14 protein-coding genes are annotated in these 17,026 nt (G+C 45.8%); all 14 read right to left on the bottom strand.

What is annotated here, in order from left to right:
* Positions 1-58: 58 nt before the first annotated feature.
* Complete coding sequence (gene rny, locus ABK447_RS12050; protein WP_003154140.1) at positions 59-1,618, bottom strand: ribonuclease Y; 1,560 nt, start codon at positions 1,616-1,618, stop codon at positions 59-61.
* A gap of 292 nt (positions 1,619-1,910) precedes the next feature.
* Positions 1,911-3,092, bottom strand: a complete 1,182-nt coding sequence (locus ABK447_RS12055; RefSeq protein ID WP_007409824.1) for a serine hydrolase — start codon at positions 3,090-3,092, stop codon at positions 1,911-1,913.
* Positions 3,093-3,259: 167 nt separating this feature from the next.
* Positions 3,260-4,303, bottom strand: a complete 1,044-nt coding sequence (recA, locus tag ABK447_RS12060) for a recombinase RecA (protein ID WP_003154145.1) — start codon at positions 4,301-4,303, stop codon at positions 3,260-3,262.
* Positions 4,304-4,473: 170 nt separating this feature from the next.
* Complete coding sequence (locus ABK447_RS12065) at positions 4,474-5,724, bottom strand: competence/damage-inducible protein A (protein ID WP_033574781.1); 1,251 nt, start codon at positions 5,722-5,724, stop codon at positions 4,474-4,476.
* Between the two features lie 17 nt (positions 5,725-5,741).
* Positions 5,742-6,323: a CDP-diacylglycerol--glycerol-3-phosphate 3-phosphatidyltransferase gene (gene pgsA, locus ABK447_RS12070; protein WP_007409821.1), complete on the bottom strand. Its 582-nt coding sequence runs from the start codon at positions 6,321-6,323 to the stop codon at positions 5,742-5,744.
* Between the two features lie 72 nt (positions 6,324-6,395).
* Positions 6,396-7,295: a RodZ domain-containing protein gene (locus ABK447_RS12075; protein WP_014417801.1), complete on the bottom strand. Its 900-nt coding sequence runs from the start codon at positions 7,293-7,295 to the stop codon at positions 6,396-6,398.
* Positions 7,296-7,313: 18 nt separating this feature from the next.
* Positions 7,314-8,105, bottom strand: coding sequence for a YmfK family protein (locus ABK447_RS12080; RefSeq protein ID WP_007409819.1), 792 nt, complete (start codon positions 8,103-8,105; stop codon positions 7,314-7,316).
* Positions 8,106-8,232: 127 nt separating this feature from the next.
* Positions 8,233-8,490: a DUF3243 domain-containing protein gene (locus ABK447_RS12085; RefSeq protein ID WP_003154150.1), complete on the bottom strand. Its 258-nt coding sequence runs from the start codon at positions 8,488-8,490 to the stop codon at positions 8,233-8,235.
* 75 nt (positions 8,491-8,565) lie between these two features.
* The gene (gene ymfI, locus ABK447_RS12090) at positions 8,566-9,294 is read right to left on the bottom strand and encodes an elongation factor P 5-aminopentanone reductase (RefSeq protein WP_094031714.1); all 729 of its coding nucleotides are present in this window, start codon (positions 9,292-9,294) and stop codon (positions 8,566-8,568) included.
* A gap of 59 nt (positions 9,295-9,353) precedes the next feature.
* Complete coding sequence (yfmH, locus tag ABK447_RS12095; RefSeq protein ID WP_094031713.1) at positions 9,354-10,640, bottom strand: EF-P 5-aminopentanol modification-associated protein YfmH; 1,287 nt, start codon at positions 10,638-10,640, stop codon at positions 9,354-9,356.
* Positions 10,637-11,917, bottom strand: a complete 1,281-nt coding sequence (yfmF, locus tag ABK447_RS12100; protein WP_012117578.1) for an EF-P 5-aminopentanol modification-associated protein YfmF — start codon at positions 11,915-11,917, stop codon at positions 10,637-10,639. Before yfmF ends, yfmH begins: the two co-directional genes overlap by 4 nt.
* A 151-nt stretch (positions 11,918-12,068) precedes the next feature.
* On the bottom strand, positions 12,069-15,188 hold the full coding sequence (locus ABK447_RS12105) for an MMPL family transporter (protein ID WP_197200190.1): 3,120 nt from the start codon (positions 15,186-15,188) through the stop codon (positions 12,069-12,071).
* Positions 15,188-15,643 carry a MarR family winged helix-turn-helix transcriptional regulator gene (locus tag ABK447_RS12110; protein ID WP_003154157.1) on the bottom strand — a complete coding sequence of 152 codons (456 nt, stop codon included), beginning with the start codon at positions 15,641-15,643 and terminating at the stop codon, positions 15,188-15,190. Before ABK447_RS12110 ends, ABK447_RS12105 begins: the two co-directional genes overlap by 1 nt.
* Positions 15,644-15,750: 107 nt before the next feature.
* The gene (locus ABK447_RS12115) at positions 15,751-17,022 is read right to left on the bottom strand and encodes an MFS transporter (RefSeq protein WP_234631238.1); all 1,272 of its coding nucleotides are present in this window, start codon (positions 17,020-17,022) and stop codon (positions 15,751-15,753) included.
* Positions 17,023-17,026: the final 4 nt, after the last annotated feature.

A 17,026-nucleotide genomic window follows, 5' to 3' on the forward strand; every position in this document is an offset into this window, starting at 1 on the left:
ATTCCATTCCTTCCTTTTCAGGGACTCAAAAAAATAAAGTGATGCGCTAAGCATCACTTTATTTTGCATACTCTACGGCTCGAGTTTCTCTGATTACGGTCACTTTAATGTGGCCCGGATAATCAAGCTCGTCCTCAATTCGTTTACGGATATCACGTGCCAAACGATGGGCTTCTAAATCATTAATGGAGTCCGGCTTCACCATGATGCGAACTTCACGGCCGGCCTGAATCGCAAATGATTTTTCAACACCTTCGTAAGACTCGGAGATTTCTTCAAGCTTTTCAAGTCTGCGGATATAGTTTTCGAGCGTTTCACTTCTCGCGCCCGGTCTTGCGGCTGACAATGCATCAGCGGCAGCGACCAGAACGGCGATAATGGAAGTCGGCTCTTCGTCTCCGTGGTGTGACGCAATACTGTTAATGACGACTGGATGCTCTTTATATTTGGTCGCAAGCTCCACTCCGATTTCCACGTGGCTTCCTTCCACTTCATGGTCAATTGCTTTTCCGATGTCATGCAGAAGACCGGCCCGCTTGGCAAGCTTTGCATCTTCTCCAAGCTCGGAAGCCATTAAACCTGCTAAAAACGCAACTTCCATAGAATGTTTCAGTACGTTCTGCCCGTAGCTTGTACGGAATTTCAACCGGCCGAGGATCTTGATCAGATCCGGGTGGAGTCCGTGAACGCCGACTTCAAACGTCGTCTGCTCACCCATTTCCCGGATATAGTCATCAACCTCACGGCGGGATTTTTCAACCATTTCTTCAATGCGCGCCGGGTGAATACGGCCATCCTGAACGAGTTTATCAAGAGCGATTCTTGCCGTCTCCCGTCTGATCGGATCAAATCCGGAAAGAATGACTGCTTCAGGTGTGTCATCAATAATCAGGTCAATACCTGTAAGCGTTTCAAGCGTACGAATGTTACGCCCTTCACGGCCGATGATACGTCCTTTCATCTCATCATTCGGAAGATTGACGACCGATACCGTCGTTTCGGCAACATGATCTGCTGCACAGCGCTGCAAAGCAAGCGACAGAATGTTTTTCGCCTTTTTATCTGCCTCTTCTTTCGCACGGTTTTCGGTTTCTTTTGTCATGATGGCGATGTCATGTGAAAGCTCATTTTCAACCCGGTCAAGAATGATTTGTTTCGCTTCATCCCGTGTCAGGCTCGAAATGCGTTCGAGTTCTGACTGCTGCATACGAATCATCTCATCCACTTTGCTTTCCATCTCTTCAATATGTTGTTGTCGTTCATTCAGAGAATGATCTTTCTTCTCCAACATCGCTTCCCGTTTATCAATTCCTTCATGTTTACGGTCAAGATTTTCTTCTTTTTGAAGTAAACGGTTTTCTTGTTTTTGAAGCTCATTTCGTCTTTCACGAACTTCCTGTTCAGCATCTATTCGAAGTGTATGGATTTCGTCCTTTGCTTCAAGCAGAGCTTCTTTTTTCAGTGCTTCAGCATCACGCTTTGCATCTTCAAGGATTTGCTCGGCAGCACCGCGTGCGCCCGCAATCTTTGCTTCGGCAATGGTTTTACGAACATAGTAGCCAACAACTAAACCGAGCAGAGTCAGCAAAATGGAGATGAGAACCGTCATTGGGGTCATACTTTCACCTCCTCTTGCTATGAACTTGGTTTTTGCTTAAATAAGTGCCGGCATGTACATTGTCTGATTTTCTCAACATACAGAACCTTCACAGGGAATGAGTCTCTCACGCCCTTGTCAAGTTTAAATGGTTTAACAATCATGTTAAAAAAACAAATGTTACAACTTCATTGTAATTGTGTCGGAAATACTTGTCAAGCTTGCCAGCTTAACGATTCGCCTTCAGCTCGGATCTTCGCCCATGTATATATCATACCATACCTAGATCCGCTTTTCGTGAATGACGGCTCTGTCAGTCCGGCTGGTTAAGCAATTGGTAAATTCTATTGTTTACCTGTCCTAATTTGGCGTTATTCTGAATGTTTGACAGTAATATGACATATTTGCTTGCCGAATGGCTGAAGCTGTTTAAAATGTTGTAACCGGGCATAACACCGTGATTGGAATAGCTTCCCGGATCAATGTAAAACCCCATGCCGTAAGCGGCACTGCTTCCTGCTGTAAACATTTTTGTGAAGCTTTCTTTTGAAAGGAGCGTGCCGTTTACGATCGCTTTATCAAATTTATAGAGATCTTCAGCGCTCATATACATGTCGCCCGCCCCGTACAGCTGCGATAAGTCCAAAAGGTGCGGCGTTACAAGACTGCCGCTCTCATCGACTTTGTAGCCGACGGCAGGATATTTGGCTTTAGCAAATGTTTTGTAAAATCCGGCATGCTTCATTCCGGCCGGTTTGAACACGTGTTCTTTTATATATTGTTCATAAGACTCCCCGCTGACCTGAGATACGATATAAGCAAGCACTGAATAGTTGGAATCCCTGTAATCCCAAACCCCGGGCTGCCGTTTAATTCCGCGGTATTCTATATCCTTGATTAAATCAATTGGAGAAATCGGTCCCTGACCCTCAATATGCCCGTTTATGCCGGACGTATGATTGAGCAGGTTTTTCAATGTGATGCGCGTGCCGTTAGGAAAATTCGGCAAGTATGTACTGACGGGGTCACTCGTCTGCAGCAGCCCTTTTTCTTCAAGCTGCAGGACAGCCGTCGCGATTAACGCTTTTTGTGAAGAACCGATATAATATGATGTCTCCGGATTGTTTTTAATTTTTTGTTTTCGGTCCGCATAGCCAAAGCCTTTTTTCAGCACAACTTTTCCATCTTTTACGATCATTGCTGTGCCGCTGAACCCGATCTGTTGCAAGTAATTGCTGATCTGTTTATTGTGATCGATTGATTTAGGTGTTTTCTCTTTTTGCGTCTTTTCTTTTTTCTGTTGAGTCTGGTCTTTTGAAGTATCAGATTGAGCGGCAGGAGCGTTTTTAACGGATTCCTTCTCCCGGTGATGCGCTGTGACGGTCCAGATCATAATAAAAACAGTAACAAGCAGCAGAAAAAGAAACAGCCCTCCCGTTTTCATCAGCTTCTTCTTTCTTTTTTTATTTATTCTTGTGCGGCGGGGGCTCGTCATCTTTTTTCCTCCTCAGATATAATTTCAACTTTCGCCATGATGTTAGACGAGTGAAGGGTGAAAAAAGTTGTAACATTCCAGATAAAATTTTCCGAAACAGCCAGTGTTTTTTGAAACACACAAAAAAAAGAGCGGAAATTGCTTATTCCGCTCTTTTGATCGTGTTTTTATTCTTCTAATTCCATCTCTTCCTGAACTTCTTCCGCTTTGTCCGTTACACCGTTATTGTCTAAACCGTAATATTCACGGATTTGTTCCTGAATCATCAGCATGATGTCTTTATTTTCTTTTAAGAACTGCTTGGCGTTTTCACGGCCCTGACCGAGGCGTTCTTCTTCATAAGAATACCACGAACCGCTTTTTTGCACGATATCCAGTTCAGTTCCAAGGTCGATGATTTCCCCTTCTTTGGAGATTCCTTCACCGTACATAATGTCCACTTCAGCCGTACGGAACGGAGGAGCGACTTTGTTTTTTACGACTTTAATTCTCGTTTTATTCCCCATCACGTCGTTGCCCTGCTTTAATTGCTCGGCACGGCGCACTTCAAGGCGCACGGAAGAATAGAATTTCAGCGCGCGGCCGCCCGGTGTCGTCTCCGGATTTCCGAACATAACGCCGACTTTTTCACGAATCTGGTTAATAAAGATTGCGATTGTTTTAGATTTATTGATGGCGCCGGAAAGCTTACGGAGCGCCTGAGACATAAGACGCGCCTGTAAACCGACGTGTGAATCACCCATGTCACCTTCAATTTCAGCTTTTGGAACAAGCGCCGCAACAGAGTCAACGACCACGATATCAACAGCTCCGCTTCGCACCAGCGCTTCAGCAATCTCTAGCGCCTGCTCTCCCGTATCCGGCTGAGAAAGCAGAAGCTCTTCGATATTGACACCGAGCTTTTGCGCGTAAACAGGATCAAGAGCATGCTCAGCATCAATAAATGCTGCCTGTCCGCCTTTTTCCTGAACCTCAGCGATTGCGTGAAGCGCTACAGTCGTTTTACCTGAGCTTTCAGGTCCGTATACTTCAATAATCCGTCCGCGCGGGTATCCGCCTATTCCGAGAGCGGTATCAAGTGCAAGGGAACCGCTTGGCACCGTTGAAATTCTTGTATCCGTTTTTTCTCCGAGCTTCATGATGGAACCTTTGCCGAATTGTTTTTCTATTTGCTTAAGAGCCATATCTAAGGCTGCCTGACGATCACTCATTTATTTTTTCCTCCTTTATCTTGCCACTACATATACTATACCTTGTTTACTGGCATTTGCCAAGAAAAAAGCGAACGCATATTCGGATTTTTTCCGCGTTCGCTTTTCTGCAAAAGAGCATAATTTCCCTTATAAAACTTAAAAATCAGAGAAAACGGCTCTTTAAAACTTTATTTTTGATCCAGCATTTTTAAAATGAGATGGCAGCCGTATTTAGCGGCGCGCTTTCTGATCCCGGTTCTTGAGCCGGCAAAGTTAAATTCGTGCACCTCTTCTTTTCCTTCCGCTGAAATGCCGATAAAGACGCGGCCCGGCGCATGCCCTTCCTGCGGGTCGGGACCCGCAACCCCGGTAAAGCTGATGCCGATATCGCTTCCGGTCAGCTTTCTCACACCGGCTGCAAGCTCTTTCGCACACTCTTTGCTGACCGCTCCGCTTTCTGCGAGCGTCTCAGCTTTCACGCCGAGCACATGCTGTTTCACGCTGTCGGAATAGCAGACAACGCCCCCTGCAAATAGTTGAGACGCACCGCTTAAATCAGTCACCCACTCTGAAAACAGGCCGCCTGTAAAGCTTTCGGCAGAGGAAACCGTAATTCCGTTTTGTCTGCATGCTTTTGAAAGCTCCTTCACCAGAGACGTATCATCATATCCGTAGAAAAATTCACCGACACGTTCTAAAATGGCGGCTTCCGTTTCTTTTAAAAGCCGTTCTGTTTCTTTTTCGTCGGCATGTTTCGCCGTTAAACGCAGCGTGACCTCTCCGTCAGCAGCGAGCGGCGCAATCGTCGGGTTCGTCTGCGCATCAATGATATCTTCTAAATCAGCTTCAAGCTGGGATTCACCGATTCCGAAAAACCGCAGCACGGTTGAAACGATTTTCTCATTAGAACCGAGCTTTTTAAGAAGCAGCGGCTTCGCTTCATTTTCAAACATCGGACGCAGCTCGCTCGGCGGCCCGGGAAGCAGCATATAAAGCCTTGAGCCGTGCTCTGCAAGCATTCCCGGCGCCATGCCGAAATGATTCGCCAAAACGTCTGAGCCCTCAATGACGAGCGCCTGTTTGCGGTTATTCGGCGACATGGTCCGTTTTGTTTTCGCGAAATATTCTTCGATCGACCGGAATGCTTCGTCATTCAGAACGAGCGGGCGCCCCAGTGTGTTTGCAATGGTTTCTTTCGTCAAATCGTCCTTGGTCGGTCCGAGGCCGCCTGAAAAAATAATCAGGTCTGAGCGCTCTTCGGCAATGCGGATGACTTGCTTAAGCCGCTCCGGATTGTCACCGACAGCGGTATGATAAAACACGTTTACACCGATTTCCGCCAGCTCTTTACTGATAAACTGCGCGTTCGTATTGGCGATCTGGCCGAGCAGAAGCTCCGAGCCGACTGCAATGATTTCTGCTTTTTTTGCTATTTCCATCTTTAAGTCCTTCTTTCTTAGTTAGATGTTTTTAACGCATCCCAGTTCTTCGCAAAATAATCCCAGCCGGAAATGACTGTGAAGAGCACGGCCACCCATAAAGCGATATCGCCGAACGGGAAAGAAACGAGCTCAAACGGAAGATTATGCAGCAAAAGCGCGGCAACAGCGATGATCTGAGCCCATGTTTTAATTTTCCCCAGCATATTGGCGGCTACAACTTCCCCCGTTCCCGCCAGCACAAGTCTTAATCCCGTTACGGCAAATTCGCGGCTGATGATGATGATGACCATCCACGCCGGCGCAAGGTCAAACTGCACAAGCGTAATTAATGCCGCGGACACCAGCAGTTTGTCAGCCAGCGGATCTAAAAATTTCCCGAAATTTGTCACGAGGTTCAGTTTTCTGGCGTAGTAGCCATCCACCCAGTCAGTCGTTGATGCGATAATGAACAAAACAGCTCCCGTAAGATGCGCGACCGGAATCGATTCATCCCCTATATGAACGCTGCCCCACTGAAAAGGAACAAGCATGATAATCATAAATACAGGAATTAAAGCGATTCTTGCCAGTGTGATTTTATTCGGTAAGTTAAACATAAAGCCCCTCCAATATATGTACTCGGACGTGAAGAAAAAGTCATCTTAATCGTTCAGATGACTTTTCCCCTTTTATTTTTTCATCTTGATTGTGATGGTCTGCGCCATCACATCATGCGGATTGAGTTCATAGGACAGAACCTCTCCGTTGATTTTAATTTTCAGGTTAGGGGCATAGCCCGTGCGGATTTCAATCTGCTTTTGATCCGTGACGTCTTTTTTAAAGGTTTCGCCTTTTTGCAGCGTTCCTTCTTTTAAAGAACCGCCGCTGTCATCACGGACGCGGATCCATGCGCTGTCAGAAGCAATCAGTTCAAGCTTATACTTATCTGCCCCGGAGACGTTGTATGAAGAAGCCGATCCTTCCGTTCCGGCCGCTTTGATCTCCGTCTTTTCACTGCTTTTTTCTTTCTTTTTCTGCTCTGACGCTTTTGTGTCCTTTTTGTCTTTCTTGCTGTCAGATTGCGCTTCGTCATTTGTATTGCCGTCGTTTTTCAGCGCAGAATCCTTAGGAATCTCATACTTGCTCTCACTTTGGGTGACGGCCTTATCTCCGTCTGTCTGCCCGGATTTGCTCATTCCGAGCTGAATAATCGCATAAATGATCGCGATGACGATAATGACACCGATGACGACAAGGACGGTCGGAAGCCATTCCGCCGCCTTTGAAGCGGACTTAGGAAGCTCCCTTTGCATGGCGAGACCGGAGATTTTTTCCGACACATCGTCATGGTACGTGTTAGGGATGTCTTTTTTATATTCTTCAAATAACTGATCTGAATCAAGCCCGACAGCTTCAGCGTATTGCTTGATAAACGCCCGCACATAAAAATTGCCGGGAATGACGTCATAATTGCCTTCTTCCAGAGCGGTTAAGTATCTTTTCTGAATTTTCGTCGCCGCCTGGAGTTCATCCAATGACATCCCTTTTTCCTCTCTGGCTTCTTTAAGCCGGATTGCTAATTCTGTCACAACAAACACCTTCCAATATTAAAAATCAAAGCTTGAAAAACCGGTCTGATCAAATATTTGCGGTTCTTCTGCATGTTCATATGTAATAACTTCGTCAGGATCATTTCTGAGTTCGATAATATAATCGAAATCATCGAGCGTATACTCCGAATTTTGAACAAAAATATCGGGGTGCTCCACGACCTTTGTCGCCGGAAGCCGCATAATTTCACTGACGAGCTGAAGATGGCGCTCAGATCCCCGTCTTGTCGAAACGATGCCGTCGAGGATAAACACGTTTTCCGTGCTGTATTCATCGGCAACCAGCTGGCTCCGGATCGTTTGTTTTAGCAGCGTTGATGATACGAAAAGCCATCTTTTGCTGGCACAAACGCTTGACGCAACGATGGACTCCGTTTTTCCGACCCTCGGCATTCCCCGGATTCCGATCAGTTTGTGTCCTTCTTTTTTAAACAGCTCGGCCATAAAGTCAACCAGAAGACCGAGCTCGTCCCTTTCAAAACGGAAGGTTTTTTTGTCATCGGCATCACGCTGAATGTATCTTCCGTGGCGGACTGCGAGACGGTCGCGAAGCCTCGGTTCTCTCAGCTTCGTTACTTTAATGGTCTCCATTGTTTTTAAAATTGATTCCAATCGTTTAATTTGATCTATATGCCGGCATCTGAGCAGCATTCCCCTTCTGGAAAGGTCGACACCGTTAATTGTGACAATATTAATTGACAGCATCCCGAGAAGAGATGAAATATCCCCGAGCAGGCCGGGGCGGTTCACTTGAATTTCATATTCAAAATACCATTCGAGCTTTGCCAAATGATATACCCCCTCCATTGTGGCAAATTTTTACCTTCCTTTATCATAAAACATTTTTCTCTAATTAGAAAGAAGAATGTTGCTCTATAGAGGAAAACATAAAAAAAGAGAGGAGAAATCCCCCCTCTTAATGAGTGCTGTTATTTTCAACAAGCTTCACCATCATATTTGCGATGGCGCGCTGTTCATCTTCAGAAGCAACGCTCCAAAGATCAGCAAGCACTTTTTCCTGATGGTTTTTCGAGTCGACTTCGTTCGCAAGGTAACCGCCGATTTCTGTAGCGAGGTCAGTGATCGTTTCATCACTCATCCCTTTTTCCTGCGCATAGTTCAATCTGTCGCCAAGGAAATTCTTCCAATTATCCCAGTTTTCTAATACTGACATGTTGGGTTCCTCCATTTCATCTGTTGTTACAAAATTATTTTGTCCGTACAGATGCAAACTATACACACATTTTTTTCAGCAGTGCCAGCCGCCGTTTACGGATAATATATGCCCCGTAATATAGGAAGCCTTGTCCGATAATAAAAAGGCCGCCGCTTCGGCAATTTCCTCCGGCTTTGCCAGCCGGCCCGCGGGAATTTCCTCTGCCAACGCTTCTTTTTCATCAGACGTGAACTGATCAAGCATATTTGTGTCAACGGCACCCGGCGAGACCGCATTCACGCGGACGCCGCTCGGAGCAAGCTCTTTGGCAAGCGCTTTGACGAACGAATGCTGCGCTCCCTTGACCATGCTGTATAATACCTCGCACGATGCGCCTGTTTCTCCCCAGACGGAACCGATCGCGACGATGCCCCCGCTTTTTTTCCGGATCATGCCGGGCATCAGATTACGCGCCAAAAGAAACGGACTCGTTACATGCAGCTGCACCATCTCCTGCGCCGTGTCATCCGTAACGTCCGTAATCAGGCCGAAATGACTTTTGCCGCTGTTTAATATCAGAGCATCCACAGGCTGCTTAACGGAACGGCTGAGTGTCTCCGCGCCATCCGGTGAGGACAGATCCGCCTGAATAACGGAGGCTTTTACGCCGAATGATGCGCTCAGCCTTTCCGCAAGCCTGTGTGCGGCTTCCTTATTAGAATGATAATGCAAGAGGACGTCATATCCGTTTTTTGCGAGGACTTCACTTATACTTTGTCCGATTCCGCCGCTTGCTCCGGTTACGAGCGCTGTCTGTTTCATCAATCAATACTCCTTCTTTCCCCAGAAAAATATCCCTCAGGGCGTGAGGGATGTTTTTGTTATGATTTTGGCACGACTTTGCAGACTGTCAGCCTGTCTTCTGATAGTTCTTCTTTAATGACCCGCTTTACGTCTTCCAGCGTAATCTGCTCCAGTACGGTTACGACATCAAACAGACTCATATCTAAAAAGGCGTAGCGTGTGAATTGGTTGGCAATATATTCAGGCGAATTGAGCGCTTTTAAGAATGACCCGATCTTCTTTTTTCTCGCAAGATCAAGTTTTTCCGCAGTCACGGCTGATTCTGCATCAAGCAGCATGTGTTTTAATTCGTCAGCGAGCTTATCCGGCTCCGGTGTATCTCCTCCGACAGAGGCAAAACCGAATCCGTATTCAGCCGTGTAATCAAAGCTGAAGGTTTCATCAATGTAGCCTTTGTCGTACAAGTCACCGTAATGCGGTGAGCTTTTTCCGAAAAGACATTCAAGCATGAGGTTCATGCTGAGCTCGTGCTTCAACAGATCCTGCCCCGTTTTATAAGGGTCTTTCGCCTTTAAGCCGACAAGACATTTTGAGCCTTGCACGTTCATTTTTAATTCCTGCTCCCGGCGGAAAACCGCTTCCTGCTCCTGAACTTCTTCACGTTTGATTTCGGGCTGGTCTGTAAACGGCTTTTTCTCCTGGTTTTTCCGCACCTGGCTGATGACCGCTTCAGGATCTACGGGACCGACGATAAAGAGCAGCATATTGCTCGGGTGATAAAACGTTTCATAGCACTCATACAGCAGATCTTTCGTAATATGAGAGATGCTCTCCACCGTTCCGGCAATGTCAATTTTCACGGGGTGGTCTTTATACATATTTTCGATAAGGCCGAAAAACAGCCGCCAATCCGGATTATCATCATACATATTGATTTCCTGGCCGATGATGCCTTTTTCTTTTTCAACTGATTTTTCCGTGAAATACGGGTCCTGAACAAAATCTACGAGTGTTTCCAGGTTTTTCTCCACATTAGAAGTGCTGGAGAAAAGATAAGCGGTTCGTGTAAATGATGTAAAGGCATTTGCCGACGCCCCCTGCTTACTGAAGTCCTGAAACACGTCGCCGTCCGCTTTTTCAAACAGTTTATGCTCCAGAAAATGCGCGATTCCGTCAGGGACGTGTACCATTTCTTCCTTATTTAAAGGAACGAATTGATTGTCAATGGAACCGTACTTTGTCGTAAACACGGCGTATGTTTTATTAAAGCCCTGTTTCGGCAGCACATAGACATCAAGGCCGTTTGCCATTTTTTCATGATACAGCGTTTCCTGAAGCTGTTCGAAGTTTATCGGTTTAGTCAAGATGCTCCCCCCGTCCCTTTTAAGAAATAAGTCGTATCCAGCTTAATGTTCTTTCCGACATTGATAATGTCCTCTTTTGTCACTTTCTCGATATTGTCAAGGAATCTTTCGATCGGTATCTCTACTTGGGCTGAGGCCTGCTGATACAGAAATTCCGCTAAGCCGTATGCCGTATCAATGGTTTCTAATACTTGATTTTTAATAACGGCTTTCGTTTGGGCGATATCATCTTCTGAAAAGTCACCGTTTTGCATAGCCTGAAACTGTTCTTCAATGATGGTGACGGCCTGCTTGTAATTTTTCACCTCAATGCCCGACATGACCATCAAAAGCCCTTTGAAGCTTTCCACCCTTGAGGCTGCATAATAGGCGAGGCTCGCTTTTTCACGGACATTTATAAACAGCTTTGAATGAGAGAAACCTCCGAACAGCCCGTTAAACACCTGCAATGCAGGATAATCCGGATCTGTATATGTCGTATTGGTCCGGAATCCGATATTCAGCTTGCCCTGCTTGACGTCCTCTTCATCAATGACTTCCTTCGGATCGGGCTGTTCATTCGCCGCGCTTCTTTCAAAAGGCTGAAGCTCCCGTTCTTCCGTTTTAAAATACGTATCAACGGCCGTTTTCACCTGATCTGTATCAACATCGCCGATGACGTACAGGTCCAGCTGATCTTCGCGTATGGCTTTTTGATAGGCTTCATACAAATCTTGCGGTGTAATGTGTTCAACATCATCGAACTCGCCGTTGACGTGAAGGGCATACGGTTCGCTTTTGCACATTTCCTGAACGAGACGCAGATTAGAATATCTCATCTTATCATCATATACGGCTTGAATCCGCTGTTTCAGCGTCCGTTTTTCCTGCGTGACATAAAGGGGCAGGAAGGCGCCGTTTTCCAAAGCGGGCGAAAAGACAAGCTCTGATAAAAGCTGAAGGCCTTTTTCCAATAACGGTGTGCGGTCCTTCAGATACTTTTCATTAGGAATCTCAAGTCTGAACGTAATGACATGACGTTCTCCCTTTTTTGTCAGATCAGCTGAAACGGATGTGCCGTACAGTTCATCAAAATAAGACCGCAGATCAGCGGTTTTCGGGCGGCTTTCTGTTCCGCGCAGAAGCACATGCGGAAACAGCGCCCTTTTTGTTACGAGCTCTTTCGTTAAAGGAGCCAGCATTTTAAACGTCAGCGAAACGGTTTTAAATTTCTCGGTCTTTACGATGTGGGCGGTGATCCCGCCGTGCTTTGACTTCATTTCATTTACGTAAGTCATGTGAAACCTCCTTCGTTCATTCTTTCATAGTATGTATTATGACCAAATTTCAGCATTCGCAAAAAAGAGTGCGCAGATGTAATTATATCAACTGGAGGATTTATAAGGAAACAAAAAACCTCTGCCCGAAAACAGGCAGAGGCATTGAGCGTTATTTTTTCAAATTAAAAGGCCACCAGTTGGCTCTTCCGAATATTTTCACCATGACCGGTACAAAAAACGGAAGGACGACAATTGCGTACATGAGAAGGCCTGTTAATACCACGGTTGCAATCTGTAATAAGGAAAGAACGCCTGACGGCAGCATGGCCGCAAAGGTTCCCGCTAAAATAATGGCTGCAGAAATGATGACGGAACCCATATTTTTCATACTGCTGATCATTGCGGGTTCCGTTCCTTCTTTTTTAAGCTCATTAAAGCGGTCCATTAAAAAGATGGAATAATCCACGCCTAGAGCCATCAAAATGACAAAGCCGAAGAACGGCACGGCCCAGTTTACGCCCGGATACCCGAAGAAGTGTGTAAAGATGTATTCCGTCACGCCGATGGATGCGAAATACGTCAGTACGAGCGACGCCACTAAATAAACAGGCATAATGAGGGAGCGCAGCATCACGATGAGAATCAGAAAAATTCCCGCCAGCATAAACATGGCCGTCCGTTTGAAGTCTGAATCCGATACTTCCTTCAGATCGGCATTCATGCTGGAGACTCCCGAAACGCCGAAGGAAGCATTCTTCAGATCCGTGTTCGGAATGGCCCTTTTTACGCTCGCTTTGATCGCTTGAATATCTTGAATGGCCGTATTTGAGTAAGGATTGTTATCAAGAACGACGGTCAATTCTGTCGTTTTTCTGTCATCTGACATGTACGTATTAAACACGCTTGTGAAATCACTGTTTTTCAAGGCGTCTTTCGGCACAAACCAGCCTGTCATTTCTTTGTCTGACGCCTTGTGAAGCTCACCCAGGTAATCATTCGCCCCCATCATGCCGCTTGATACTTTCTTAAGCCCTTTTACACTGTCGTTAAGGCCGGAAGAAAGTTCGCTGAGCCGGGAAGAAAAATCACCGAGACCGCTCTTCATTTTTTTCTGGCCCTCGGCGAGCTGTCCTGCCGCCGATTCAAGGCGCGGCATTTGTCCTGCGAGAGCCCCCTGTCCGTCTGACACTTGCTGCAGACCGTTTTCAATACTGGTCAGACCGTTGATCATTGCGTTAATTTGAGTGTCAATCTTCTTCTGAGCGGCTGCCAGTCGGGCAAATTGTTTTTCCGCTTGCTGCAGATGAGCCTTTTGACTGTCGACCTGTTTAGAAAACGCTTCTGCATCCGCGTTTGCCTTGGAAACGGCTGACTGTACACCCGTAAAGGCTGATTTGATTTCTTGGTAAGAGGGATCGGTTTTGACTGACGGTATTGACGCTTCCAATTTTGCAAACGGCAGCCGGGCAAGCTGCTTGTTCAAATCGGCAAGCTGTCTGCTGGCTTCATCTTTCATCGGCAGGACGGTTTTTACCAATTTTAAAGCGTTTTGCGTTTCTGAAGCGAGACCGCTGTTTTGTTTGAACTGTGAAGTCAGCATTTGTTTTTGCTCTTCAATCTGCTTTCTCATCTGGGCGACGCCGGCTTTATTCTCGTTCACGCCAGCCTGCAGTTTATTCAGGTTTTCTCCTATATCAGAAAGCCCGGATTTCAGAGACAATGTTCCGTCAATAAGCTGATTGACGCTTTTCCCCGACTCTTCGATCTGCGGCTGTGAATCAGCTAACGACTTTGCGGCATGCCCTAATCCGTCCGTGATTTTTTCAAGTCCTGTATTGCCTTTATCAAGCCCTTCTTGAAGCTGCTTTGCCTGATTTGTGACAAATAATTGATTCAATCCGTTTCCAGCAGGGCGCGTGGCGCTTCTGACCGTTTTTACACCCTCTGTTTTTTCAAGTTCTCTGCTGATTTTTTCGATATCAATCAGGTGTTTTTCGGTATTTAATGTCTCATCATTTTTGATGACGACTGTGGCCGGAAGAAGTTCTCCCGGGCCGAAGGCGTCTGAAATCGTATGAAACGCGCGGACGGATTCATATTTATCCCCGATTTCGTCAAGACTGTTGTAAGACAGCGACCCTTTGTAAAGAAGGATAGGCGGGACGGTGAATACCGCAACGATTGCAAGACTGATGAGCGGCCTTTTAAATGAAAACCGCCCTGACGTTTCCCATGCTTTGCTTTGAGGATGGGAAATATCGCCCTTAACAGGCCAAAACAGGCTTTTTCCTAAAACAGCCATAAAAAACGGCACGATCGTCATGAGCGCAAGCAGCAGCACCGCGACACCGACCGCAACGGCTGCTGCCGACTGATACAGCTTAAATGTCGCAAATCCGATGCAGGCAAATCCGATCAGCACCGCACCGCCGCTGTACAAAACCGTCTTTCCGGCCGTTTTGTAGGTGACGACGATCGCTTCTCTTATATCAGCGCCATGCGACAGTTCTTCTTTAAATCTGCTGAGAAGCAGAATGCAGTAGTCTGTGCCGATCCCGAACATAATCGCAACCATAAAAATCTGAGTAAAAGTTGAGAGCGGAAAATTCAGCTGATCGACTAAAAATGCGACAATCGACTGGCTGACTAAATAAGATATCAATACTGATAAAAGCGGCACGAACGGAGCGACCACTGACCGAAATACAAGGATCAGCACGATCAGAATAAAAGCGACCGTTATATATTCAGTCTTTTTCAAGCCGTCCTGTGAGCTTTTTAACACATCTTCGTCGATCAGCGATTGGCCTGTAATGCCGTATGATACGCCGTACGGTTTCAGCTCTTTATCAATTTTATTTTTTATTTCGATGATATCGTTTTTGGATGTATCAAGCTGCAGCTGAACGAGCATCGTTTGTCTGTCTTTTGACAGCAGCTGTTTTTTAATGTCGTCATTTTTCTCCCCGAAGTATGAGGTCACCGTTTTAATCTGAAGCGCTTTTTTATGTTCAGACAAAGTGCTGACGGCTTCTTCCAGACGATCTTTTTTGTCTGTCATTAAGCCTTTTTCGTGAAATACGATGACGGCAGAAGAAGACGGTGCATCGGAATCAGACATTTCATCAAGCAATTCATGGGCGTAAGAAGAGGAATATCCGTCCGGTACGGAAATCTGCCCTTTCTCCCGTGTCAATTCAGCCATATCAGGCGCTGTAAGCATAAATATCACCGTTGCGGCGACCCACACCGCGGCGATGATCCAGCGGGCTCGGATAATGTTTTTCATTATGTCTGCTGATCCTCCTCAGTCATCATCAATCGATATAATTTTTCATATGTATTCACGAACATCTCCGCCTCGTCTTCATCAAAATACATAATATATGATCGGACGAGTTCCTCAATCCGCCGCTCCACACGGTGAAATACTTCCGTCCCCTTTTCCGTGACATTTAAAAGTATGCTCCGGCGGTCGCTTTGGCTGCGTTCTCTATTGATGTAGCCTTTTTCATACAGGCGGTTCGTCATAGATGTAATGGCGCTTTTATTGACGTGGCACACCGCGGCCAGTTCAATTGATTTGCAATCGGGATTGAGCATAATATAGCGGAGGATGTAATATTGATCCAATGTCAGTTCTTTGTTCACTTTTTCAGCGATAATGCTGTCAATTTTTTTTAAGACGTGCAGGTATACATCGGAATAACGCTGAATCAGCTGCTTTACTTTTTCTTCATGCACCTTTTCCCCCTCCTTCCGATAGTTAATATGTTTAACTATTAAAAAGGATAACGACTTGACGGTATCATGTCAATCTTCAAAATAAAATAAAAAAAAGACAGTGCAGATTACACCGTCTTTAATGATTCCTTTTTTTCTTTTGCTTGTGATGAGATATTTAACAGCGCTAAAAATACAGACACAATGCCGCAAAAAGCGGATAAAATAAAAATCAGCCAGCCTGCATTTGACATCAGGGCAGCAAAGATCGGCGGTCCCGCCGCTACTCCGATAAACCGCATGCTGTTATAAAATGAGGTGATGGTTCCCGATTCCTCGTTGTCTACGCCTTCTGTGATGACAGCGTCTAAAGCCGGCAATGCCATTCCGATACCGATACCGCTGACACACAAAAAGATAAATAATAAATAAAAACTGTGATTCCACCATAGGCCGATAAACGACAGTGTCACGGCACTCATTCCGAAAACGATGCAAAACTTCATTTTGCCTTGGTCTTTTCCGATTTTCCTGCCTGATATATATGAACTGACGGATAGAAATAAAAGCGGGATTGCCAAAAGCGCTCCTTTAGCCACACCGTCAATGCCGTATTTCTTCTCCAGTGAGTCTGATAAATAAAAAAGAACCCCGAACAGCAAAAACATAATCACGCAGCCGATGATAAAAACCGTAAAGAGCCAGCGTCCGTCACGCTTAAATATGCGGCCGACATTTTTCACAAATTCGGAAATAGAAGGCGCTTCTTTTTGTTCCTCCGGCTTTGCCACCAAAAACAATACGAGAAAAAAACTGATGAGCGAAAAAAACGGAATGAACCAAAATGGCATAAACCAAAACCATGCAGCCAAGAGCGAACCGAGAATCGGGCTTATTACTTTCCCGGCAGTGTTAGACGTCTCAATATCACCGAGCCCCGCGGTAATCCGCTCATCATCCCCTTTGAATAAATCACCGATAAACGGCATCACTACAGGAGCCGCCCCTGCCGAACCGATTCCCTGCAGCACCCGCCCCGCCAAGATAATGGGATAAGGATGCTTGAACGCGGTGGAAGCTATCGCGGCAAGCGCTCCGCCCGCACCGGCTATGAGAAGACAAGGCAGAAGAACCTTTTTTCTTCCGAATTTATCGGACAGATATCCGGCAATCGGAATACAAATAATCGCCACAATCGAATAGACCGTTATAATTAACGATACTTGAAAAGACGATATGGACAGCTTCTTTTCAATCATCGGAAGCACAGGAATCAGCATGGAATTCCCGAGTGTCATCACGAGCGGTACAGAAGCCAGAGCAATGATATTTTTCGTTCCATTTTTCTTCTTACTCAACTTATTCACCCATTCACTATACTTGGTTGTTTCCTGTTTTATTGTG

The sequence above is a fragment of the Bacillus sp. hwrm1 genome, assembly GCF_040207805.1.
Taxonomy (GTDB): Bacteria; Bacillota; Bacilli; order Bacillales; family Bacillaceae; genus Bacillus; species Bacillus velezensis.

Bases quoted from the DNA above. Each gene is read 5' to 3' on its own strand.
- rny (WP_003154140.1), bottom strand. From the start codon at position 1,618: ATGACCCCAATGACGGTTCTCATCTCCATTTTGCTGACTCTGCTCGGT.
- ABK447_RS12055 (WP_007409824.1), bottom strand. From the start codon at position 3,092: ATGACGAGCCCCCGCCGCACAAGAATAAATAAAAAAAGAAAGAAGAAG.
- recA (WP_003154145.1), bottom strand. From the start codon at position 4,303: ATGAGTGATCGTCAGGCAGCCTTAGATATGGCTCTTAAGCAAATAGAA.
- ABK447_RS12065 (WP_033574781.1), bottom strand. From the start codon at position 5,724: ATGGAAATAGCAAAAAAAGCAGAAATCATTGCAGTCGGCTCGGAGCTT.
- pgsA (WP_007409821.1), bottom strand. From the start codon at position 6,323: ATGTTTAACTTACCGAATAAAATCACACTGGCAAGAATCGCTTTAATT.
- ABK447_RS12085 (WP_003154150.1), bottom strand. From the start codon at position 8,490: ATGTCAGTATTAGAAAACTGGGATAATTGGAAGAATTTCCTTGGCGAC.
- ymfI (WP_094031714.1), bottom strand. From the start codon at position 9,294: ATGAAACAGACAGCGCTCGTAACCGGAGCAAGCGGCGGAATCGGACAA.
- yfmF (WP_012117578.1), bottom strand. From the start codon at position 11,917: ATGACTTACGTAAATGAAATGAAGTCAAAGCACGGCGGGATCACCGCC.
- ABK447_RS12105 (WP_197200190.1), bottom strand. From the start codon at position 15,188: ATGAAAAACATTATCCGAGCCCGCTGGATCATCGCCGCGGTGTGGGTC.